The sequence below is a fragment of the Mesorhizobium sp. WSM3879 genome (assembly GCF_002294915.1).
Classification (GTDB): Bacteria; Pseudomonadota; Alphaproteobacteria; order Rhizobiales; family Rhizobiaceae; genus Mesorhizobium.
In genome coordinates this window covers 1-22,612 of sequence record NZ_NSFZ01000010.1, presented here as the reverse complement: position 1 = coordinate 22,612, position 22,612 = coordinate 1, and the positions used below count along the sequence as shown (strand labels likewise).

The following is a 22,612-nucleotide window of genomic DNA, read 5'->3' as shown; positions in this document are numbered from 1 at the left end:
CTCGGCGCCGTCATCCCCATTTGCGATGATCGGCGAGCACTTCGTCGATCACCCGGCGCTGCCTGCCGACCTCGGCCTGGTTGGCGTCGTGACCGGCAACGGTGATGAGCGCCTTCCACAGCGTCCAGCCGCGTCCGCGCGCCCAGGTCGCGTCATTGACGGCGATGCGCGCACGGAATGCCTCGCGGCTCTCGCCCTCGAACAGCGTCCAGGCAATCGCCAGATCGCAGGAGGGATCGCCGACGCCCGACGTGCCGAAGTCGATGACAGCGCTCAGACGGCCGTCCTCGACCAGCAGATTGCCTGAGGCGGCATCGCCGTGGAACCAGACGGGCGAGCCGTGCCAGCCGGCGGCAAGCGCCGCCTTCCAGACGGCAGTGGCGGCTTGCGTATCGATCCGGCCTTCAAGCGCAGCGATGGCCTGTCTCGCCTCGTCGTCATAGACGGCCAGCGGGCCGCCGCGATAAAAATTGTGCTGGCCAGGTGCCGGGCCGGCGGTCGGATCAATCCGTTTCAGGGCAACGAGGAACTCAGCCAGCGAGACCGCGAACGCGCGAAGGTCGGCGATGTGCCCGGTTTTCGCCGTCTCGCCTTCGATCCAGCGGTAGACGGACCAGTGCCAGGGATAGCCCGCCGCCGGCTCGCCCATGGCGAGCGGCTCGGGAATCGGCAGCGGCAGAAGCGGCGCGAGCTTGGGCAGCCAGCGATGCTCCTTCTCGACCTGCAGCGCATAGGGAGCAGCACTTGGCAGCCTGACCGCCATCGTGTCGCCGAGATGGAAGGTGCGGTTGTCCCAGCCACCGAACGCGACCGGCTTCACAGGCAGATGCCGCCATTCGGGAAACTGCGCGTCGACGAGCCGCCGCACGAGAGCGGTGTCGATATCTATCTTCGGGCTGTGCATGTCGTTATCCCAAAACCGCGTCGCTTTTGGTCGACATGGATCAGTTGGGAAACTCCAATCCCATCTCCCGATAGCGCTCCGGGTCGTCGCCCCAGTTCTCGCGCACCTTGACGAACAGGAAGAGATGCACCTTCTGCTCGAGGATCTCGGCGATCTCGGCGCGCGCGGCCTGGCCGATGGCGCGGATCGTCTCGCCCTTGTGGCCAAGCACGATCTTCTTCTGGCTCTCGCGCTCGACATAGATGACCTGCTCGATGCGCACCGAGCCGTCCTTCTTCTCCTCCCACTTCTCGGTCTCGATATGCGAGGAATAGGGAAGCTCCTGATGGAGCCTCAGATAAAGCTTTTCGCGCGTGATCTCGGCCGCGAGCTGGCGCATCGGCAGATCGGAGATCTGATCTTCCGGATAGTACCAGGGACCGGCTGGAAGGGTCTCAGCAAGATAGTCGAGCAGGTCCTTGCAGCCGGAGCCGGTGAGCGCCGAGACCATGAAGGTGCGCTTGAACGGCACTCTTTCGTTCGCTGCCGCGGCCAAAGCAAGCAGCGTCTCCGGCTTGACCCGGTCGACCTTGTTGAGGACGAGCAGCATCGGCTGCTTGACGTCCTTCAGCCGGTCGAGGATCGCGTCGGCGTCGCCTTTGATGCCGCGTTCGGCATCGATCAGCAGCACCACGACATCGGCATCCTTGGCGCCGCCCCAGGCGGTGGTGACCATGGCCGTGTCCAGCCGCCGCCTCGGCTTGAAGATGCCGGGCGTGTCGACGAAGACGATCTGCGCGTTGTCATGCGTGGCGATGCCGCGCACGATGGCTCGCGTGGTCTGCACCTTGTGGGTGACGATCGACACTTTCGCGCCGACCAGTTGGTTGACCAGCGTCGACTTGCCGGCATTGGGCGCGCCAATCAGGGCGACGAAGCCTGAGCGCGTAGGAGGCGTTTCGGAGGTTTCGGTGGCGTTCATGCAGCGCTCCATACGCCTTCGCGCAGCAGCAACGCGGCCGCCGCCGCCTGCTCCGCTTCGCGCTTGGAACGGCCGCTGCCGATCGCCGGCGCGAAAGAGCCGACCTTGACGCTGACGGTGAACAGCGGGTCGTGGTCGGGCCCCTCGCGAGCATCCACCCGGTAGGCCGGCACCGCGCCCGACGCCGCCTGGTGCGCCCACTCCTGCAGCTCGGTCTTGGCGTCGCGGCGGGCAGCACCGATCGCCTGCGAGCGCGGCTGCCAGTAGCGATGGATAAACGCGCGGGCGGTCTCAAGGCCACCATCCAGATAAAGCACGGCGATCAGCGACTCCAGCGCGTCGGCACGCAGATTGGTTCGCTTGCGGCCTTCGAGATTGCGCACGTCGGAGCCGGCGCGGATCAGCTCCGGCAGGCCGATCTCCTCGGCGATCTCGGAGAGCGCCTCGGCATTGACCAGCGCGTTGAGGCGGAGCGACAGCTCGCCCTCGGCGGCATCGGGAAAGGCAGCGAGCAGCATGTCGGCCACGACCAGGCCGAGAACGCGGTCGCCCAAAAATTCGAAGCGTTCGTAGTCGACGCCGGCATGCGTCGAACGCGCGCTGGCATGGGTCAGCGCGCGCTGCAGACGCTGGCGGTCGGCGAAGGCGTGGCCGGTGCGCTCGACAAGCGCTTCGGCAAGGGCATCGGCGGTCAAACGCTTGGTCGCCGCCATGACCTTAGTGGACGAGATGGAACAGGCGGCCGGCACGCATCAGCGACGGCCACTTCCAGATTTCCAACGGGCTGGCGCCATCGGCGATCGAGAAGAAGATGACGTTGGCGCGGCCGACGAGGTTCTCGGCCGGCACGAAACCGACGGTGAAGCGGCTGTCGGAGGAATTGTCGCGATTGTCGCCCATCATAAAATAGTGGCCGGGCGGCACGTCGAACTCGCGCGTGTTGTCGCCAATCGAATTGGGCGTCAGATCGAGCGTGTCATAGGTGACGCCGTTGGGCAGCGTCTCGCGATAGACGTCGACGGGACGGTCGACCTCGGTGATGTCGGGATTGTCGATCTGGCCGACCTTTTCGCGCGGCACGGCGGTGCCGTTGATGAAGAGCTGGCCGTCCTTGACCTGGATCTTGTCGCCGGGCAGGCCGACGACGCGCTTGATGTAGTCGACGGACGGATCCGGCGGGAACTTGAACACGACCACGTCGCCGCGCTTGGGCTCAGAGCCCCAGATGCGGCCGGAGAAAATATTGGGGCCGAAGGGCAGCGAGTAGCGCGAATAGCCATAGGCCCATTTGGTGACGAACAGATAGTCGCCTTCGAGCAGCGTCGGCCGCATCGAGCCGGAGGGGATGGAGAAGGGCTGGAACAGCAGCGTGCGGATGACAAGCGCGAGCAGCAGAGCCTGGATGATGACGGAAAAGGTTTCCCCAAGCCCGCCGGATTTCTTCTGCGATTTTTCAGCCACGCTCATGTCGTCCTCGATTGTGCGTTGGTTGGTATAGAGTCTCGGCGCGCGCTGGGCAACGTCATGCCGCCCGTGGTCAGATGGAATCAATGTGGCGCTTGTTCGGCGGGCACTGCCTCGATGATCACAAAGGCTTGAGCAAGTGGAAAATCGTCGGTGATGGTGAGGTGGATCAGCGCATGGTGGCCCTTGGGCAGGATTTTTTCCAGCCTGGCGGCAGCGCCACCGGTGAGCGCCATGGTGGGCGCTCCGCTGGGCAGGTTGACCACGCCCATGTCGCGCCAGAAGACGCCCTCGGCCATGCCGGTGCCAAGCGCCTTGGCGCAGGCCTCCTTGGCGGCGAAGCGCTTGGCGTAGGAAGCGGCACGGGCCGCGCGCTTCTCCGATTTGGCCTGCTCGACCTCGGTGTAGATACGCTGGATAAAGCGCTGGCCGTGCCGTTCCAGGGACTTCTCAATACGTCTGATGTCGATCAGGTCGCTGCCGATGCCGATGATCATTCCGCGGGAACTTCCCGTCCGCCCTGCCGAGCCTTCCCGGCTCGCTCGGTCATTCGCCGCTGCCGTTGCGCGCGAAAAGCGGTCATGCCCCACCGCGTGACACCATAGAAGACGAGCCCGAAGACCAAGCCGAGGGGCACCGCGCCGAGAAGCATCGGCTCCAGGATCGGGTGCCACAGCTTGGCGAAGGAAAGCGTGTGCATCATTTCCCCGAGATGCTCCGGCGGCCCATGCCTGGGCAGATGTTCATGCAGGATGAGCTTGCCAGTCTCCCAGGACGCGCCCCAGAGCAGCGGGAAGGACAGCGGATTGCCGAAGAACACCGCACCGAGGGCTGCCGCCACCAGATTGCCGGCGATCACCCAGCAGAGCACGGCGGCGATGATGAAGTGGAAGCCTAGCGGGAAGAAGGAGGCGAAAACGCCTGCCGCGACTCCGGCGGCCACCGAATGGGGCGTCGCTTTCAGCCGCAGAATGCGCTTGGAGAAATACTGAACGGAGCGCGAGAACGAGCGGCGCGGCCATAGGTAAGTACGCACCCGCTCCAGGAGGCCATCAGGCTCTCGGCGTCGAAAAAGCACTCTGTTTCGGTTCCTGGTCCAACACACGCTTCCCTGCCAGCCGGGTCGCGCCAACATATCTTGCGCTTCAACGGCGCAGGAAGGCAACAAAACTTTGCTATAGCGGCGATTGCCAGACCACGGAACAGCGAAACGTCGCCGCGATGGTCTGCCGCAGGCTCTTCCATGAGCGCCATTCTGGCGAAAACTGAGGAAGACTGGGCAAAGCATGTTTGGCCATTCGTCCTTGCGCGACCGCGGCGCCGAGGTATCGGACGCGGTCAGCCCGGGCTTTTCAGCTAAGTTCGATATTCGCTGACCTCGACCAGGTTGTCGTCGGGATCCCGGAAATAGACCGACATCATCCTGCCGCGAGCACCGGTGCGCTCGACAGGTCCGACTTCGACCGCCACACCGTTGGCTTCGAGGCTGGCGCGGATGTCGGCAAGAGGCACCGCAGCAATGAGGCAGAAATCGCCGGAGCCCGGCGTCGGCGCCTTTGCCTTCGGCTCAAAGGTGCGAGCGACCTCGTGCAGATTGATCTTCTGCGATCCGAACAGAAGCGCGGTCGGCCGGCTCGGCTCGTCCAGCCGCCCCATGCCAAGCACGCGCTGATAGAAGTCGCAAGTCGCTTCGACAGACCGGACCGTCAGGACGAAATGATCGATGCCGGCTATCATGGGCCTCTGCGCGCTTCGCTGGCAAAGAGATTCAACCGGCACCCTCAGGTGCTTGTTTTCATTCATCGCCAGGTCAGATATTTCGGCTTCCCGGCTTAACGGCAGGGATGGCGGCAAGTTCCGGCGGCAGGCGGTCGGGCGGGTAGGCCGGCACCTCATATTCGGCGAGCGCAATCAGCGGCACGCCGACATCGGTCTTGCCGGCCGAACGGTCGATGATGCAGGCGGCCGCCACCACCTCGGCGCCGAGCTGGCGCAGGCAGTCGATGGTCTCGCGTATCGAGAGACCCGTGGTGACGATGTCCTCGACAATGACGACGCGCGATCCCTTGGCGATCTCGAAGCGACGCAGCCGGAACTCGCCCCCTTCCCGCTCGACCCAGACCGCCGGCGCGCCGAGATGGCGCGAGGTCTCGTAGGCCGGGATCAGGCCGCCGATCGCCGGGCCGACGACATAGTCGATCCTGCCCGTCACCGCCTCACGAATCTTTTCGGCCAGCGCCTTGCACAGGCGCTCGGTCTTGTCGGCATGCATGAAGACGCGCGCCTTCTGCAGGAAGATGGGGCTGCGCAGGCCGGACGTCAGGATGAAATGCCCTTCGAGAACCGCGCCAGCCTCGCGGAAAATACCCAGCACTTCATCGGTGTTCATTGTTCGCTCCATGCTCTTGGCGAGTGGTGAGTAGTTATTAGTGAGTAGTGAGTCGAAGGATGAATGGTGAATGGTGAATGGCATTGAGAGCAACCTATTCACTATTCACTATTCACTATTCACCCATTCACACGCCGTGCGTCGCTGACGCTCGAATTGTCCTTCAGCTGTGACAGCAGCCGGTTGAGGTGCTTCAGGTCCCAAACCTCGAGGTCGATCAGCATCTCGGTGAAATCGGGCGCGGTGCGCACCATCGACAGCGTGTGGATGTTGGCATCGTTGGACGCGACGACCTGCGCGATGTCGGCGAGCGAGCCCGGCGCATTGATGGCTGTGACCGAGATGCGGGCCGGGAAGCGCTCCTTGGTCCGCTCGTCTATATCCCAGCGCACATCGATCCAGCGCTCGGGCTGGTCGTCGAAAGCCTGCAGGGCCGGCGACTGGATAGGATAAATGGTGATACCGGTTCCTGGCTGGATGATGCCGACGATGCGGTCGCCGGGCACCGCCCCTTCCGGCGCGAAGCGCACCGGCAGGTCGCCGCGCACGCCGCGGATGGGCACCGCACCGTCGCGCTGCTGGTCCTTGCCCTTGCGCGCGGCGCGGCCGGGCATCTGGAACAGCATGCCGGCGGCGTTGCGGATCTTCGACCAGCCTTCCTCGCGCTGCTTGGGCGCCGCGACTGTGACGCGCTCGTCCTTGTAGTCGGGGAAGACTGCTTTCATGACATCGGTCGAGGCAAGCTCGCCGCGGCCGACAGAGGCCAGCACGTCCTCTATGTCCTTGCGCGCCAGGCGATGCAGAACCGGCTTCAGGCTTTCCTTGGTGAAGTTCTTGCCGGCGCGCTCGAAGGCGCGTTCGAGGATGCGGGCGCCGAGCCCGGAATATTGCTTGCGGATGGCATTCTTGGTGGCGCGGCGGATGGCGGCGCGCGCCTTGCCGGTGACGACGACCGATTCCCAGGCTGCCGGCGGCACCTGCGCCTTGGAGCGGATGATCTCGACCTCGTCGCCGTTCTTCAACTCCGTCATCAGCGGCATGATGCGGCCGTTGACCTTGGCGCCGACACAGGTGTCGCCGACATCGGTGTGGACGGCATAGGCGAAGTCGATGGGGGTGGCGCCGCGCGGCAGCGCGATCAGCATGCCTTTGGGCGTGAAGCAGAACACCTGGTCCTGGAACAGCTCGAGCTTGGTGTTTTCCAGGAAATCCTCGGGATTGTCGCCCTCGGCCAGTTGCTCGATGGTGCGGCGCAGCCAGGCATAGGCGTTGGTCTCCTTGGAGATCGCGTGCGCTGCGCCGTTCGGCTTGCCGCCGCTGTCCTTGTAGATCGAATGCGCGGCAACGCCGTATTCGGCGATCTTGTTCATCTCGCGGGTGCGGATCTGCAATTCGACGCGCTGGCGCGACGGGCCGACAATGGTGGTGTGGATCGAGCGGTAGTCGTTCTGCTTCGGCGTCGAGATGTAATCCTTGAAGCGCCCGGGCACCATCGACCAGGTGGTGTGGATGGCGCCAAGCGCGCGGTAGCAGTCCTCGACGGTGTCGACGACCACACGGAAGCCGAAGATGTCGGAGAGCTGCTCGAAGGAGAGGGCCTTGGCCTCCATCTTGCGGAACACCGACCAAGGCTTTTTCTGCCGGCTTTTGACGCCGGCTTTGATCGCGTGTTTTTCGAACAGGCCGGACAGCGCCTTCTCGATCTCGTCCAGCACCCCCTTGTTGCGCTCGAAGATCTCGGCGAGCCGCGCGGTGACGGCGCGATAGGCTTCCGGATTGATGTAGCGGAAGGCGATCTCCTCAAGTTCCTCGCGCATGCCTTGCATGCCCATGCGGCCGGCGAGCGGCGCATAGATGTCCATCGTCTCCTCGGCGATGCGCAGGCGCTTGGACTCGGGCATATGGTCGAGCGTGCGCATGTTGTGCAGGCGATCGGCGAGCTTGACCAGCAGAACGCGAATATCCTCGGAGATCGCCAGCAACAGCTTGCGCAGGTTCTCCGCCTGCTCGGCCTTCTTGGAAACGAGGTCGAGCTTCTTCAGCTTGGTCAGTCCCTCGACCAGCTTGCCCATCTCGGGGCCGAACAATTCATCGATCTCGGCCCGGGTCGCGGTTGTGTCCTCGATCGTGTCGTGCAGCAGGGCAACAGCGATGGTCGCCTCGTCCATATGCATCTCGGTGAGGATGGCCGCCACTTCCAGCGGATGCGAGAAATAGGGATCGCCCGAGGCGCGCTTCTGGTGGCCATGCTTTTGCATGGCGTAGACATAGGCCTTGTTGAGCAGCGCCTCATTGACGTCAGGCTTGTAGCGCTGCACGCGCTCGACAAGCTCATACTGGCGCATCATGGGCGGGATCTCGCGGTGATGAAATGATTGATGCGCCGCACCGGCGTGCGACGCATCCCATAGATAGCCACGAAACTGACGATACGGAAGTCCCGGATGCTTGATCCAGGCCCGTGTCCAAGAGCTTAGTAGTCGTCGCTCTTTTCCGGCGGCACCAAACCCTCGATGCCGGCGAGCAGGTCTTCCTCGCTCATGCGGTCGAAGGCGATGTTCTCTTCGGCATCGTCGGTGTCGGCAGCAGCGGTGGCAGCGCCGGTCTGGTCGGCGATGGCCTCGCCCTCGGCCTCCGGCTCGTCGACCTCGACATGCTTCTGCAGCGAGTGGATCAGGTCTTCCTTGAGGTCGTCCGGCGACAGCGTCTCGTCGGCGATCTCGCGCAGCGCAATGACCGGATTCTTGTCATTGTCGCGAGGAACGGTGATCTGCGCGCCCTGGCTGATCTGGCGGGCACGGTGGCCGGCGAGCAGCACGAGCTCGAAACGGTTGTCGACCTTGTCGATGCAATCTTCAACGGTTACGCGGGCCATGGACTGCCCCTTTCATGCGTGGATTTGATGGAAAACTGGCGGGCTCCATAACAAGGACGCCGCCGAAATACAAGCTTTATGGCGGGCACCGCCGAAGCACGAGCCCTTGCCCGGCTCAATACCGGACCTCGCCTTGCTTACCTGGTGCCGATCACAATTGCTTGCAATGCGCGCCCTGCCCTTGGATATCCATAAATCTGGCGTTATCTCGAAAGGGGCGGGAAGAGGGACCATTATCGGGCCTACCCGTCACGTCCTTTTAGACGACAGAAATTTTTGAAAAGGGATATTTTTCAATGTTCGATCCCCGTGAAAAGATCGCTCTTTTCATCGACGGCGCCAACCTCTACGCCACCTCGCGGGCGCTGGGCTTCGACATAGACTACCGCAAGCTTCTGTCGAGCTTTCAGAAACGCGGCTACCTGCTCAGGGCCTATTACTACACCGCGCTGGTCGAGGATCAGGAATATTCCTCGATCCGGCCGCTGATCGACTGGCTGGACTATAACGGCTTCAAGGTGGTGACCAAGCCAGCCAAGGAGTTCACCGACTCGACCGGCCGGCGCAAGATCAAGGGCAACATGGACATCGAGCTCACCGTCGATGCGCTGGAGCTTGCCGATGTCGTCGACCACTATGTCATCTTCTCCGGCGACGGCGACTTCCGCACGCTGGTCGAGGCGCTGCAGCGGCGTGGCCGCAAGGTGTCGATCATCTCGACCATGGCCTCGCAGCCGCCGATGATCTCCGACGACCTGCGCCGCCAGGCCGACCACTTCATCGACCTCATGACGCTGAAGAATGAAGTCGGCCGCGATCCATCGGAACGGCCGGTCCGCCGGCCTGAGCCGGCTGAAGCCGACGAGGACGATTATTGAGCGCGGCAGCCTTGAGCGCCGCGCCCTCCCCCGAGCCTGACCGCGATTGTCCGCTTTGCCCGCGGCTGCACGACTTCATCGCCGCCTGGCGCCAGCGCGAGCCGGGCTGGTTCAATGCACCGGTGCCGACCTTCCTGCCGCCGGAAGGCGAGGACTCGGTCAGGCTCCTCATCGTCGGGCTGGCGCCCGGCCTGCGCGGCGCCAACCGCACCGGGCGTCCCTTCACCGGCGACTATGCCGGCGACCTGCTCTACGCAACGCTGATCGCTCAAGGGTTGGCGCGCGGGGAATTCAAGGCCAGGCCCGATGACGGGCTGGAGCTCGTCGGCACCGCGATCACCAATGCGGTGCGATGCGTGCCGCCGGAAAACAAGCCGGTCGGCGCCGAGATCGCCACCTGCCGGACCTTCCTCAAACCGACGATCGCGCGCTTTGCCAATCTGCGGGCCATCCTGACGCTGGGCTCGATCGCGCATCAATCGACGGTGCGGGCGCTGGGCGGGCGCGTCGCCACCCTTCCGTTCCGCCACGGCGGACGACAGCAGGCCGGCGGCATCACGCTGTTCTCCAGCTATCACTGCTCGCGCTACAACACCAACACCGGTGTCCTGACGGAAGCGATGTTCGTCGATGTGTTCAAGGAGATAGCGGCGTTCCTGAAGAGCTAGAATCCGGCGCCACGGCGAACAGCTCCGAGAGCCTCGCCGGGCCCCCCTTCAGCACATTCAGGTCGACGTCGCCGTCGATGCCGTCGACACGGCCTCTGTCGAGATATTGCCAATAGACCCAGTCGTCTTCGTTCAGCGGCCCCCGCACAGAGCGCAGCCAGCGCTGTCGAACCGCGATATGAGGGGCATAGGTCGGCGCCGTCTCATCGGTAATATAGAAAATGGCCGGCTTGCCGTAAGCCGCCTCGACCGGGCCAAGGAATGCCAGCAGTTCGGCGTTCAGCTCGGCGGGCGAAGGGCGTCGGGGACAATTGCCGTGGAACTCGATGTCGACTACTGGCGGCAAGAGCTGCTCGCCGCGCGGCACGACCGAAATGAAGTTCCTGGCCTGGTCGGCACCCGGGCGGCAGAAGGTGAAGAAATGATAGGCGCCGACAGCGAGGCCCGCCGCGCGGGCCTGGCGCAAATTCTCAGCAAAGGCATCATCGACATAGTCACCACCTTCCGTCGCCTTGATGATGGCGAAGACGACATCGTCGGCCGCGACGCGCGGCCAGTCGATCCTGCCCTGGTGATGCGAAACATCGATGCCCCTTATGGGGAATTCGCTGCGATCCGGCGGGAAAGCACGGGGTCGGAAAAAGCCCTCTGCCCATGTCGCAAGCGCCAGAAAGACGAAAGCCAAGGCCAGGGCAATCAAGCCGTTCCTCAAGCCTTGGCTCCCTGCTCGCCTTGCCCGCATATGAAGGTGGCTTTATCCGCGCTCCTTAAGGAGCCGCCCCTTCTCGCGCGACCAGTCGCGCTGCTTTTCGGTCTGGCGCTTGTCGTGCAGCTTCTTGCCGCGGGCGATGGCGAGCAGGAGCTTGGCGCGGCCGCGATCGTTGAAATAGATTTTCAGCGGCACCAGCGTCATGCCTTCGCGCTCCACGCTCTGGGCAAGCTTGGCCATCTCGCGCTTGCTGACGAGCAGCTTACGGCGCCGGCGCGGCTCGTGGTTGAAGCGGTTGGCCTGGAGATATTCCGGCAGATAGGAATTGATCAGCCAGATCTCGCCGCCTTCGGCCGAGGCGTAGCTCTCCTGGATGTTCGCTTGGCCCTGGCGCAGCGACTTGACCTCGGTGCCGGTCAGCACCAAGCCGGTCTCGATCGTGTCGAGCACCTCGTAGGAAAAGCGCGCCTTGCGGTTTTCGGCGACCGTCCTGTTGTTGGGGTCGGCTTTCTTGACTTGATTCATAATGCGGAGAGGTGGCGCCTCATCCCTAATTAATCAAGCCGGCGTGCTTCAGCGCCGCGTCGAGCTTCTCGGCGGTCGAAGCTTCGACCGTCACCAGCGGCGAGCGGACCACGTTCTCGACCTTGCCCAGCTTCGACAGGGCGTATTTGGCGCCGGACACGCCGGGCTCCACGAAAATTGCTTTATGCAGCGGCAGGAGACGATCCTGCAGTTCTAGCGCCTTGGCGCTGTCGCCGGAGAGCGTCGCTTCCTGGAACTCGGCGCAAAGGCGCGGCGCGACGTTCGACGTCACCGAGATGCAGCCGACGCCGCCATGCGCGTTGAAGCCGAGCGCGGACGCATCCTCACCGGAAAGCTGGATGAAATCCTTGCCGCAGGTCATGCGCTGTTCCGAGACGCGCTCGACCTTGCCGGTCGCATCCTTGACGCCGGCGATGTTCTTGAAGTCGTGGCGCAGCCTGCCCATCGTCTCCGGGGTCATGTCGATCACTGAGCGCGGCGGGATGTTGTAGATGATGATCGGCAGCTTCGTTGCCCTGGCAACGGCTGCGAAATGCTCGTAGAGGCCGCGCTGGGTCGGCTTGTTGTAATAAGGCGTGACGACCAGGGCTGCATCGGCGCCTGACTTTTCGGCATACTGCACCAGGCCGACGGCTTCCTCGGTGTTGTTGGAGCCGGCACCGGCCACAATTGGAACCCTGCCCCTGGCGACCTCGATGCAGACCTTGACGACATTGCGGTGCTCGTCATGCGACAGCGTCGGCGACTCGCCGGTGGTGCCGACGGGCACGAGGCCCTTGGTGCCCTCGGCGATCTGCCATTCGACAAACGCGCGAAAGGCTTTCTCGTCGAAACGCCCGCTCTTTTCGAACGGTGTCACGAGCGCAGTCAGCGAGCCTCTCAGCATATTGTCCAAACTCCTTGGGACTTTGTTGGTCTAAGCATGTCGCTCTCCCAAAGCCGGGTGCCCACTTTGGGCGACATGCATCAGCGTTTTGTCGATGCGTTAATTTCGGCGCCTTCTAATCGAAAGCGAAGCCGCGCACCATAGTCTCGACACGGTTCAGCGGCAAGCATTGCTGTAGTGCCAGCAAGCGTAATTCGAACGGCCTCGATAACCTTTTGTTTACGAGCCTTTCACGACCTAAGTTTAGGCTCCGGGTCGGCCTCGAAGGCCCTGCCTGCTGACAATGTGCCGGGGTGGAACAATGCCGACAAGTCGGCCTCATCTGTTCGCGCTTTTGAGCGCGGCTGTCGCGCTGATACCGGGTATGGCGATCGGCGGCAGCGTCGACGTGCGCGTGACGGCGGCGATTGCCGCGCCGGGCTCGCCGTCGGCCGCGGACCAGGCGCAGCAGCTTCAGCCTCCGTCCAGCATCGCGCAATTGAAGAGCGGACTCGACGCGCTCGCGGTGAACAACATCGCCGCGGCGCGCAATGCCCGCGACACGTTGCCCTCCACCTCGCTCGACCGGCACATTCTGGCCTGGGCGATCGCGCTCTATGGCGGCGACCAGGTGCCGAGCGGCGAAATCGCCGATGCCGCCAAGATGCTGCCTGGATGGCCGGGCACGATCGCGCTGCGCAGGAACAGCGAGCGCGCGCTCTATCGCGAGAACCCGCCGCCGCAAGTGGTGGTGCGGGCCTTCGGCCGCAGCCAGCCGCTGACGCCGGAAGGCGTGATCATCCTTGCCCGCTCGCAGGTGGCGCTGGGCGATCAAGCGGCGGCGCGCGCGGTGCTGGTGCCCTTCTGGCGCACGGAGAAGCTGGATGCCCAGGACGAAACTTCCATCATCAAGGAATTCGGCACGCTGATCCCTGCGGCCGATCATCGCTATCGCATGGAGCGCATGTTCTATGCCGACCGGCCGTCCTCGGCGCTGCGCGTCGCCGGCATTGCCGGCGCCCAGCAATTGGCGGATGCCTGGGTGGCGGTCGATAAAGGCGAAAAAAACGCGGCGAAACTGTTGAAGGCGGTGCCGGCGGCGCAGCGTTCGGCCGGCTATTTCTTCGCCGAGGCAGAATATCTGCGCAAGCAGCAAAAAGTTGCCGATGCCGCGGCAGTCGTGATGAAGGCGCCGACCGATCGCGACGCGCTGGTCGATCCCGATGCCTGGTGGGTGGAGCGGCGCGTTCTTTCGCGCGAGCTGGTCGATCAAGGCGACATAAAGACCGCCTACAAGATTGCCTCCATGCATGCGGCCGAAAGCGCGGCCAGCGCCGCGGAAGCCGAATTCCATGCCGGCTGGTATGCATTGCGCGGTCTCAACGACCCGGCAGCGGCCGCCTCGCATTTTTCACGCATCGCCGAGCTCGCCCAGGGACCGGTGTCGCTGTCGCGCGCCTATTACTGGCTTGGCCGCGCCGCGGAAGTCGGCGGCCCGGGCAGCGCCAAGGACTATTTCACCCGGGCAGCCAGCTACGGCACCACCTTCTACGGCCAGCTTGCCGGCGAGCGTGTGGGCCTCAGAACCTTGAGCATCGTCCATCCCACGCCCAGCGCGGCCGACCGCCAAAGCTTCGAGGGCCGCGAGGCGGTGAAAGCGATCAAGCGGCTGCAGGAGGCAGGGTATGACCGCTATGCCGAGACGCTCTACCGCGACCTCGCGGGGCAGCTGACCAGCCCCGGCGAGCTTGCGCTGCTGGCGGGGCTTGCCGAAAAACAGGGCAACCATTTCATGGCGCTGAAGGTCGGCAAGATCGCCGCCCAGCGCGGCATCGATGTGGGTGCGCTTTCGCATCCGTTGGGTGTCATTCCCGATTCGGCCGATATCTCCGGCTCTGGCAAGGCGCTGGCCTATGCCATCGCCCGCCAGGAGAGCGAGTTCAATGTCGCGGCGATTTCCAGCGCGGGCGCGCGCGGCCTCTTGCAGTTGATGCCGGGTACCGCCAAGCAACTGGCGAAGAAGGCCGGCATGACCTTCTCGCAAACGCGGCTGACGACCGATGCCGGTTACAACGCGACGCTGGGGTCAGCCTTCCTCGGCGAGCAGCTCGACCGCTTCAACGGCTCCTATGTGCTGACCTTCGCCGGGTACAACGCCGGCCCAAACCGGGCCGCCCAGTGGGTGGCGAAATACGGTGATCCGCGCGGCAAGGACGTGGACGCCGTCGTCGACTGGGTCGAGCGGATCCCCTACACGGAAACAAGAAGTTACGTGCAGCGCGTGATGGAGAATTATGAAGTCTACAGGATGCGTATTTCCGGCAAATACGACATCGTCGGGGATCTGGTGAACGGGCGGAGTTGATCGCCGAGGGGCGTATGCAAGCCTCAGGTTGGCGATCCTTCGCGCCCCCTGTCCTGCCGGACAGCCCCCGCACTTGGAGATTGGCAGTTTCGCTGCCGGCTCGTTCATGCCGCTTTGGCGATGGGTAAAAGCTTAGATGACAGTCAATCCCCTTGCGGGGAGATGTCCGACAGAACAGACGATATGCTGTCCCGCCAGCGTGGCAAGGTTGTGTAACGTGCCTTCCCGCGATTTGACCGCGGCCGCCCTCGCCTGTAGCTGTCGGTCACCTCAGCGAGGAGCAGCATCCGGATGGCGAGCGACAGTTTCTCCGACTTCTTCTATGCCGCACCCGATGGGCTGAAACTGCATGCCCGGATTTATGGCGAGGCGAACGGTGGCTGGCCGGTCGTTTGCCTGCCCGGCCTCACCCGCAATGCGCGCGACTTCCATGAGCTCGCGCTTTACCTCTCCGGCAAGGCGAAGACGCCGCGCAAGGTCGTCGCTTTCGACTATCGCGGCCGTGGCCGATCCGACTACGATCCCGACATCAGCCACTACAATGTCGGCGTCGAAGCCGGCGACGTGCTCGCTGGCTTGTCAGCGCTGGGTATCGAAGAGGCTGGCTTCATCGGCACCTCGCGCGGCGGACTGATCATCCATGTGCTCGGCGCGCTGAAGCCGGCCGCCTTGAAAGCCATTGTCCCCAACGATATTGGCCCGGTGATCGAGGCGGAAGGTCTGGCCCATATCCGCTCATATCTCGATCGCGCGCCGAGGCCGAAGACATTCGCCGAGGCGGTCGACACGCAGCGGCGCGTGCATGGTGCCGGCTTCCCTGCGCTCACCGATGCCGACTGGGCGCGTATGGTTGGCGCCATCTGCCGCGACACGGATGCAGGGCTGGTGCCCGATTTCGATCCTGCCCTGGTCGAGACCCTGGCCAATGTCGACTTCAGCAAGCCACTGCCGGATCTTTGGCCACAGTTCAACGCGCTTGCCGCCGTGCCGTTGCTCGCCATACGCGGCGGCAATTCGACGCTTCTCTCCACCGCGACGCTCGAGGAGATGGCAGAGCGTCATCCCGGCATGGAGACGATCACGGTGGAAGGCCAGGGACACGCGCCCTTGCTGGAAACCGGCAACCTGCCGAAGAAGATTGCGGATTTCCTCGATCGCGCCGAAGTCAAGTCCACGTAAAGTAAAGCCCGAGACTAACTCCGCCCCTGGCTTGTTTTTGAAATAGATTCCCGGCGCGTGGCGTGCCGCCTATTTGCCCTTCGAGCTCTTGCGGCCTGCCTTCGCCGGCTCCGAGCCGCTCTCCTTGCGGGCGGCTTTGGCGGATGAAGGCGTGGTCAACGGGGACGCAAACACCGAGTTCTCTGCGGGCCACGGCGCCTCTTCGGCACGCGGCTTCTCCAGCACCACGACGCAGCCATCGAGGTCGTTGGTGGCGAGGTGCGCATACCGCATGGTCATCGAAAGCGTCTGGTGACCGAGCCACATTTGCACGCGCCGGATATCGATGCCGCCCTGGACGAGTCGCGAAGCGCAGGTGTGGCGCAGGATATGCGGCACCACCTGCTCATCGGCACCAAGACCGACCTCGGCCTTGGCCTCATTCCAGATGGCGCGGTACTGCGCCTGGGTGAGCTTGGTGAACGGACCCTTCGGTCGGCGCCCTTCTGTGGTCGGCGGCAGCTTGATCACCTCCTTGACCCGTTCGGTCATCGGGATGGTGCGGCTGCGGCCGGATTTGGTGATCCAGAACGAGACGCGGTGCTCCTGGATGTCGTTCCAGATCAGGCCGAGCGCCTCGCCGAGACGGCATCCGGTGTCGACCAGGAAGACGGAAAGCCTGTAAGCATCCTCGCTGCGGCTGCGGATCGCGGCGAACAGCCTTGCCTCTTCGTCCCTTTCGAGGAAACGAATCCGACCCGCCCGCTCCTTCTGGCGGCGAAACTCAGGCAGGCTGTGGATATCTCCCATCTTATGAGCCTTGCGCAGCAACTTGCTGAGGGCAGCCATCTTGCGATTGATGGTTGCATTGCTGTTCCCGCGCTGGCGCAAGGTACCGATAAGACTGTCCAGGGTGTTCTGGTCAAAGGTGCTGAAACGCTCTCCCAGAAGGATCTCGTCTATTTCACCGATGAATGAGCTGACATTGTATTTATGCCGCCCATCATCCCAGAGTATGTCCCGGTATGCTGTAAAGAGCTCACTGACCCTGTACGATTTTACTTCCCGGATCTTGTTGTAGGTGTACCTAAACTTCGAATTCTGAGAAGAAAATACCGCAAAATGACCAGAGGGCTCCCCCTCTTGAATCGCTTCGTTCGACATTTTTAGCCACACCCCCTGTGGTTAAGCGTTCAGCCGTAACCGCTCGGGAGCGTCCTTTCAAGAGTTTTCGAATCTGGCGGCCGACCCCATCCACCGACGGCGGATCCCACAAAGTCGCCCTACAGACCCGATCAGCTTACCGTTTTCACCCCCATCCTTTCGTTGCGTTGATCCAGTCGCGAAACAAAAACGGCCCGGGCGTGGAGACGCCCGGGCCGGATTTCAGATGTAGCAGTCCAGCCCTTAGAAGGAGCGCTGGAAGCGGAGCATGCCGCCGATCGCGTCGTCGCCATCAGTAATACCGGTCCAGTTGTGGTTCGTGCCACGGGTATCGAGCTCGTCGATTTTGCCTGCATTGACATAGTCGACTTCGGCCGTGACCGTCAGGCCCGGGACAATATCGTAAGCGATGTTGGCGGCGATGCCGAGGTTCTCACCTTCGTCATACGAGATCTGGGCGTTGAACGAGGTCTTCTCGTTGAACTTGTAGGTGCCACCGCCCCAGACTGCCCAGTTGCCGTCCCACTGCTTGTAGAAGCCGCGACCGCCAGCTGCGAAGGCATAGGTCGGGTCCGACAGGTTGTCATCGGTGCCGTAGCCGCCGATGATGAACAGCGAGATCGCGTCGTTGACGTTCACGTCCAAACGAATCTTTGTGGCGACTTCTTCATAGTTGCTGTCGTAGGCAACGACGCCGGTGATGGCGCCCCAGCCCTGCGTCCACTTCACGCCGCCGACGACATGCGGAACGTAGCTGTCGATCGTGCCCACGCCGTAGGAACCATCCGTGCCGCCGCCCGCGCCTTCTTCGAGCGAGATCACGGCCGAGAAGCCGTTGCCTGCGTCGAAGTAGTACTGGACGACGTTGGTGTCGAAGTCGCCGTAGGGAACCAGCGTATCCTGGATGACGTTGCCGGCATAACCGATGAACGTGTTGAAGGCCGATTCGTCCTTACCAACGCGCAGGCCACCGAGCTGGATCCAGGCGAAGTTCAGCGAAGTGCCCTTGTTAAAGGCCGGATTGACGGAGCCGTCCGCGCCCAGATCGGCGTTGCGGTTGCCGAAGTTCCAGCGGGTCTCGGTGTAGGTCTTCAACGTGCCGAGCTCGGTCTCCTGGCCGGTCCAGGTCTTCAGCGTGAAGCGAGCATTCTTGTAGAAGGTGTCGTTGCTGCCGCCATCCTCAACATCGGCAGACGTCGCGCCGTCGAACGAGCCGACGTCGCCGACGCCGATGTCGTAACGGACATAGCCGCCGATGCGCAGGCAGGTCTCGGTGCCGGGGATGTAGAAGTAGCCCGAGCCGTACACGTCGCAGATCTTGACGTATTCAGCCGGTTCCGGCTCGGCGACGGTCACCGCGTCGGCGGCGCGGGCACCGGAAACTGCGATCAGGGCCGCAGCTGAGCCGAGAAGAAGGCTCTTGATGTTCATTTTCTGACCTCCAGTCAAAAGTTAAAAAACGGGTCTGGGTATTTTTTGCTGAAGGACAGCGTTCCCTGCCCCATCCCCACTTACCGAAAAAGATGCGCACCGCGCCGCTCCTTCGAACGTGACCTTTACCCAGGCGGCGGCAGCGTTCAACCACGATCGTATCGGCAGAAGCCCCATCCGGGCGCTATCCCCGGACGTTGTTGCACAAATGACACGATTTGGCCTCACTCCGAAAGCTCTCGTTAACCAATGAGGCCCGCCGCCCGGCCGAATCCGGCAGTGAGGGGCCGCAATTGCGGCGTGAGGCCCGAGTCAGTGGTCAGGGAATCGCCATGGAATCGCCGCATGGGAACACTCATCCTGCTGCCGGCGTCGAATTTTCAGCGATTACGGCGCGGGCTTGTTGATTGTGCCGGCGCTTTTCTTTATCCACCGGCGCGACGGAGAGGTGGCCGAGTGGTCGAAGGCGCTCCCCTGCTAAGGGAGTAGAGGTCAAAAGCTTCTCGTGGGTTCGAATCCCATCCTCTCCGCCATCCTGCTTCGCTCTCCGAGCTACGCAGGACAAGCCCCAACCGTTCGTGCGAAGCAGGATGGCGGAGAGGATGCCCTCCGAAGCCTTGGCGAAGGAGGGCCGGTTCGTGTGGTACGTCTATCTGCTTGAGAGCGAGGCTTCGGACGGCGAGCGCTATATCGGCATAACATCGGACCTGCGGCGACGAATTGCTGAGCATCACGCAGGAAAGTCCAGTCACACTTCCAAATTTCTGCCGCGGCGAATCGTGACCTACATGGCCTTTCAAGCCGAGCAAAGGCGACTTCGTTCGAGCGCTATCTCAAATCGGGATCCGGGCACGCGTTCGCCAGCAAACGTCTGTGGTAGCGGCTACCCAGCAAAAAAATACAGCAATAACAAAGCACTGACACCGGTGACAGTCGAGTGAAATCGACGCTGCCGTTCGATTCTGACTGGAGGTCAGAAAATGAACATCAAGAGCCTTCTTCTCGGCTCAGCTGCGGCCCTGATCGCAGTTTCCGGTGCTCGCGCTGCCGACGCGGTGACCGTCGCCGAGCCGGAACCGGCTGAATACGTCAAGATCTGCGACGTATACGGCTCGGGCTACTTCTATATCCCCGGCACTGAGACCTGCCTGCGCATTGGCGGCTATGTCCGTTACGACATTGGCCTCGGCGATGTCGGTTCGTTCGATGGCGCGCGCAGCCTCGACGTGCGGAATGGCGGCGACCAGGGTACCTGGTACAAGAACACCCGCTTTACGCTGAAGACCTGGACTGGCCAGGAGACCGAGCTCGGCACGTTGAAGACTTACACCGAGACGCGCATCAACTTCGGCAATTCCAACGGCTATGGCGATTCGGTCACCGCCGGCGGCCAGCCGATCGGCAATCCCGCCGGTAACAAGGGCATCACGCTGAATTTCGCCTGGATCCAGCTCGGCGGCCTGCGCGTCGGCAAGGACGAATCGGCCTTCAACACGTTCATCGGATACGCCGGCAACGTCATCAACGATACGCTGGTTCCCTATGGCGGCTTCGACACCAACGTCGTCCAGTACTACTTTGACGCCGGCAACGGCTTCTCGGCTGTGGTCTCGCTGGAAGAAGGGTCCGGTTCCGCTGGCGGCCCGGTTGTTGATGGGGTTGGCAATTACCTCTACAATGCCGGTTCGGGCAATGACACCATCGACAGCTATGTTCCGCATGTTGTCGGCGGCGTGAAGTATACCCAGGGCTGGGGCGCCATCACGGGCGTCGTCGCCTATGACAGCGCCTGGGATGAATGGGCAGGCAAGGTCCGCTTGGATGTGAACGCGACCAACGAGCTGTCGCTTTTCCTCATGGCCGGCTACGGGTCGGACGACCACATCGACCGAAACTTCTACAAGCAGTGGGGCGGAAACTGGGCAGTCTGGGGCGGCGGCACCTACAAGTTCAACGAGAAGACCTCGTTCAACCTCCAGGCCTCTGCTGATGACGCCAAGAACTACGGCGTCGCAGCCAACGTCGCCTACGACATTGTGCCTGGCTTCACGGTTACGGCCGAGGTCGATTACTTGCACGATGGCAAATTCGGCGACCTGGACGACCGAAACTGGACCAACGCCAATAAGAAGAACAGCGTCGGCGGTATGCTCCGCTTCCAGCGTTCGTTCTAATCAGCAGCGTCCAACTGAAATCGAAACCCGGCGGGCAACTGCCGGGTTTTTTCTTTTCTGCGGGCAGTTCCTCAAAGCACCATTGCGCAGTGCTGCACTCGATAAGATGGCAGAAATCCGCCGTTCACGCCCCGGCTCCTGGTCTCCGCCGTGCCGCTTCCCTCCTTGCTTCGCCAGAGAACGACGAAACAATGAACGTTCTGCCAATCGCCACACGAGCGATTTTGCGGTGTACCTTCCGGCCAGAATTTTTCTAGTAGGAAACTAAATTACAGGTCAACCTCAGCCAAGTTGCCCAAGGCTTCGATCAGCGGTTGGATCTCGCCTTCATAGTTCCTCCAACGCTTGACGGACGACTTGTAGATCGGCTGGCGCACCTGCCAATTGCTATAGGTGTTTACTGAGCCGTCCCTGTCAAAAAAGCGCAAGCACGCATCGTCCCAAGGCAACCCGAGATAATCTATGAGACGGTGCGAGTGCTCCTCTTGATCTTCAATCAAGGTCTCATACCGGTTTTCGAAGATGCGGCCCGGAAGAACCTTGTTCCAGTGCCGCATCAGGCGGTCATATTCTCTGTAGTAGAGCCCCAGTGTCTCAAGATCTGCGCTGTAGTTGTGCGTTTCATTGAACTGCAGCACGAAGCAGGAGATGCAATTGTCGATGGCATCGCGGCGGCAATGAATGATGCGCGCGTTGGAAAACAGAATGCCGATCAGCCCTATCAACTCGAAATTGTGGGGCATCTTGTCGACGATTCGAAGCGCGTCAGGCGCACGCTCACGCAGATAGGCAAGATGCTCCGATGCCAGCGTCTTGGTCAGTTCGGGAGTAATCGCCGCGACCGATTTGCCGACGTCTGTGTCGGAGCTGTATTTGAGGCCTAGCCCATTGGCCATTCGTCTAAGCTTGCTGAGCTCGCCGGCGCCATGAACATCAGGATGGCTGGCGCAAATCTGCTCGGTCAGCGTCGTGCCCGAGCGCGGCATGCCGACGACGAACACAGGCACCTCAGACGGATCGCCGTAAGCGGCCATTGACGCCACCAGTTCGGGTGTGAAGGTCTCGATCACGGCATCGACCAAGCGACGGTAGTTTTCCAGATCGAATTTTAGGCCCCTGACTTGATTCCCTTTCTTGAAGTGGTCCATCGCCTCCTTGTAGCGACGGAGGTCGTTGAGCAGCTTCCCGGCCGCGTGATGGAGCGATGCTGCTCCCTCCGACCCATGGTCCGGATCTCGAAGCTCGGTGAGGATTGCCGCGAGTTCTGGCGGCTCTTCGGTGAATTTGCGCGTGTGTACAAGTGCATTGTAGGCAGCCGGTACCGCGATGCGCCGATCTATTGCCTCTTTCAGATGAACCGCGGCTTCGTCCATACGACCGAGGCTCGCGAGTGCACCCGGCAATCCCAACCGGGCCACAGGATGATCCCGGTCGATCTTGAGTGCCTTCTCAAAGAGCGGCAGCGCCATTTCTCCCTTGTCAAACGCCTTGTAAGCTTCGCCCAGGGCGCAAAGCGCTTCCACCAGATCCGGTTTCAAGGCCAAGGCCTGCTGAAAGTGCCTGATTGCCGGCGTAAACTCGCTGAGCTTCAGGTAGGTCTCACCGAGACTAAGGTGGTAGTAAGGATTTCGTGGCTCCTCTCCGACCGCCCGGGCGAAGTACCGCAAAGCCTTCTCGTTGTCGAATCCGATGCCGAGGGTTCCCAGGATGTAAAAAGCCAGCGGATGGTTTGGGGTACGCGCCAGGACACGAAAGCAGAGTTCCTCCGCCTCAGGCAATTGCTCAGCTTTCTGAAACTCGAGCGCCTGCCTCAACAGCATGTCGTCGGCTTGCACGCGAGACGGACCGGACCTCAGCTGTGCTTTGGGTGCTACGGTTTTCGGCGGTGCCGCCTTAGCCGAGGGTTGAGTTTTCAGGTGCTTTGCCCAGGAAGGCGGCAATCGGTTGCTCATCCTGCGTCGCTAGCAAAAGCGGGCGGGAGAATCTAGAGCGGGATGAAATTGTTGGGAGTCGTTGAGGATTCCCAAATCAGCGGGTTTATGATTCACCATTCATGCTGGG

General features: G+C 62.4%; 21 protein-coding genes, 1 tRNA gene and 1 pseudogene. 7 read left to right on the top strand and 16 right to left on the bottom strand.

What is annotated here, in order from left to right; all coding sequences use genetic code 11:
- Positions 1 to 10 precede the first annotated feature (10 nt).
- The 10 genes from CK218_RS21550 to rpoZ form a co-directional block, all read right to left on the bottom strand.
- Entirely contained in the window at positions 11 to 904 is an 894-nt protein-coding gene (locus CK218_RS21550) for an aminoglycoside phosphotransferase family protein (RefSeq protein WP_095828825.1), read from the bottom strand.
- A gap of 40 nt (positions 905 to 944) precedes the next feature.
- Complete coding sequence (gene era / locus CK218_RS21545; RefSeq protein WP_179294565.1) at positions 945 to 1,877, bottom strand: GTPase Era; 933 nt, start codon at positions 1,875 to 1,877, stop codon at positions 945 to 947.
- Positions 1,862 to 2,578 carry a ribonuclease III gene (gene rnc / locus CK218_RS21540; protein ID WP_066997455.1) on the bottom strand — a complete coding sequence of 239 codons (717 nt, stop codon included), beginning with the start codon at positions 2,576 to 2,578 and terminating at the stop codon, positions 1,862 to 1,864. Before rnc ends, era begins: the two co-directional genes overlap by 16 nt.
- A gap of 4 nt (positions 2,579 to 2,582) precedes the next feature.
- Positions 2,583 to 3,332: a signal peptidase I gene (lepB, locus tag CK218_RS21535; protein ID WP_066997458.1), complete on the bottom strand. Its 750-nt coding sequence runs from the start codon at positions 3,330 to 3,332 to the stop codon at positions 2,583 to 2,585.
- 80 nt (positions 3,333 to 3,412) lie between these two features.
- A complete protein-coding gene (gene acpS, locus CK218_RS21530) occupies positions 3,413 to 3,826 on the bottom strand; it encodes a holo-ACP synthase (protein ID WP_067321104.1) in 414 nt (137 codons plus the stop codon).
- Positions 3,823 to 4,407, bottom strand: coding sequence for a DUF2062 domain-containing protein (locus tag CK218_RS21525; protein ID WP_066997464.1), 585 nt, complete (start codon positions 4,405 to 4,407; stop codon positions 3,823 to 3,825). Before CK218_RS21525 ends, acpS begins: the two co-directional genes overlap by 4 nt.
- Positions 4,408 to 4,685: 278 nt before the next feature.
- On the bottom strand, positions 4,686 to 5,066 hold the full coding sequence (locus CK218_RS21520; RefSeq protein ID WP_066997467.1) for a VOC family protein: 381 nt from the start codon (positions 5,064 to 5,066) through the stop codon (positions 4,686 to 4,688).
- Between the two features lie 73 nt (positions 5,067 to 5,139).
- Complete coding sequence (gene pyrE, locus CK218_RS21515; protein WP_066997469.1) at positions 5,140 to 5,718, bottom strand: orotate phosphoribosyltransferase; 579 nt, start codon at positions 5,716 to 5,718, stop codon at positions 5,140 to 5,142.
- A gap of 119 nt (positions 5,719 to 5,837) precedes the next feature.
- Positions 5,838 to 8,066: a bifunctional (p)ppGpp synthetase/guanosine-3',5'-bis(diphosphate) 3'-pyrophosphohydrolase gene (locus CK218_RS21510; RefSeq protein WP_066997471.1), complete on the bottom strand. Its 2,229-nt coding sequence runs from the start codon at positions 8,064 to 8,066 to the stop codon at positions 5,838 to 5,840.
- A 125-nt stretch (positions 8,067 to 8,191) separates the two neighbouring features.
- On the bottom strand, positions 8,192 to 8,593 hold the full coding sequence (gene rpoZ / locus CK218_RS21505; RefSeq protein WP_066997473.1) for a DNA-directed RNA polymerase subunit omega: 402 nt from the start codon (positions 8,591 to 8,593) through the stop codon (positions 8,192 to 8,194).
- Positions 8,594 to 8,889: 296 nt separating this feature from the next.
- Here rpoZ and CK218_RS21500 point away from each other — a divergent pair, with 296 nt between their 5' ends.
- On the top strand, positions 8,890 to 9,471 hold the full coding sequence (locus CK218_RS21500; protein ID WP_066997475.1) for an NYN domain-containing protein: 582 nt from the start codon (positions 8,890 to 8,892) through the stop codon (positions 9,469 to 9,471).
- Positions 9,468 to 10,139 carry a uracil-DNA glycosylase gene (locus CK218_RS21495; RefSeq protein WP_164747319.1) on the top strand — a complete coding sequence of 224 codons (672 nt, stop codon included), beginning with the start codon at positions 9,468 to 9,470 and terminating at the stop codon, positions 10,137 to 10,139. Before CK218_RS21500 ends, CK218_RS21495 begins: the two co-directional genes overlap by 4 nt.
- On the opposite strand, the gene CK218_RS21490 is transcribed toward CK218_RS21495, so the two are convergent.
- From CK218_RS21490 to dapA, 3 genes are all read right to left on the bottom strand, one after another.
- Positions 10,108 to 10,809 carry a glycoside hydrolase family 25 protein gene (locus tag CK218_RS21490; protein ID WP_245430627.1) on the bottom strand — a complete coding sequence of 234 codons (702 nt, stop codon included), beginning with the start codon at positions 10,807 to 10,809 and terminating at the stop codon, positions 10,108 to 10,110. The two genes, CK218_RS21495 and CK218_RS21490, sit on opposite strands and share 32 nt — an antisense overlap.
- Positions 10,810 to 10,893: 84 nt before the next feature.
- Positions 10,894 to 11,373 carry an SsrA-binding protein SmpB gene (smpB, locus tag CK218_RS21485; RefSeq protein ID WP_095777858.1) on the bottom strand — a complete coding sequence of 160 codons (480 nt, stop codon included), beginning with the start codon at positions 11,371 to 11,373 and terminating at the stop codon, positions 10,894 to 10,896.
- Positions 11,374 to 11,398: 25 nt separating this feature from the next.
- Entirely contained in the window at positions 11,399 to 12,280 is an 882-nt protein-coding gene (gene dapA / locus CK218_RS21480) for a 4-hydroxy-tetrahydrodipicolinate synthase (protein WP_095828824.1), read from the bottom strand.
- A 301-nt stretch (positions 12,281 to 12,581) separates the two neighbouring features.
- On the opposite strand from dapA, the gene CK218_RS21475 reads away from it, so the two are divergent.
- A complete protein-coding gene (locus tag CK218_RS21475) occupies positions 12,582 to 14,624 on the top strand; it encodes a lytic transglycosylase domain-containing protein (RefSeq protein ID WP_095828823.1) in 2,043 nt (680 codons plus the stop codon).
- 291 nt (positions 14,625 to 14,915) lie between these two features.
- Positions 14,916 to 15,803, top strand: a complete 888-nt coding sequence (locus tag CK218_RS21470; RefSeq protein ID WP_095828822.1) for an alpha/beta hydrolase — start codon at positions 14,916 to 14,918, stop codon at positions 15,801 to 15,803.
- A gap of 69 nt (positions 15,804 to 15,872) precedes the next feature.
- Here CK218_RS21470 and CK218_RS21465 read toward each other — a convergent pair whose 3' ends face one another.
- Complete coding sequence (locus CK218_RS21465; protein ID WP_095828821.1) at positions 15,873 to 16,946, bottom strand: site-specific integrase; 1,074 nt, start codon at positions 16,944 to 16,946, stop codon at positions 15,873 to 15,875.
- Positions 16,947 to 17,189: 243 nt separating this feature from the next.
- A complete protein-coding gene (locus tag CK218_RS21460) occupies positions 17,190 to 18,377 on the bottom strand; it encodes a porin (protein WP_095828820.1) in 1,188 nt (395 codons plus the stop codon).
- Positions 18,378 to 18,819: 442 nt separating this feature from the next.
- On the opposite strand from CK218_RS21460, the gene CK218_RS21455 reads away from it, so the two are divergent.
- The 3 genes and pseudogenes from CK218_RS21455 to CK218_RS21445 all read left to right on the top strand — a co-directional run bounded on the left by CK218_RS21455 (position 18,820) and on the right by CK218_RS21445 (position 20,551).
- Positions 18,820 to 18,910, top strand: a tRNA-Ser gene (locus CK218_RS21455).
- Positions 18,911 to 19,015: 105 nt separating this feature from the next.
- Positions 19,016 to 19,257, top strand: a pseudogene (locus CK218_RS21450) (GIY-YIG nuclease family protein).
- 100 nt (positions 19,258 to 19,357) lie between these two features.
- The gene (locus tag CK218_RS21445) at positions 19,358 to 20,551 is read left to right on the top strand and encodes a porin (RefSeq protein ID WP_095828819.1); all 1,194 of its coding nucleotides are present in this window, start codon (positions 19,358 to 19,360) and stop codon (positions 20,549 to 20,551) included.
- Between the two features lie 269 nt (positions 20,552 to 20,820).
- Here the strand turns inward: CK218_RS21445 and CK218_RS21440 are convergent, their stop codons facing one another.
- Positions 20,821 to 22,503, bottom strand: a complete 1,683-nt coding sequence (locus tag CK218_RS21440; protein WP_095828818.1) for a sulfotransferase — start codon at positions 22,501 to 22,503, stop codon at positions 20,821 to 20,823.
- Positions 22,504 to 22,612: the final 109 nt, after the last annotated feature.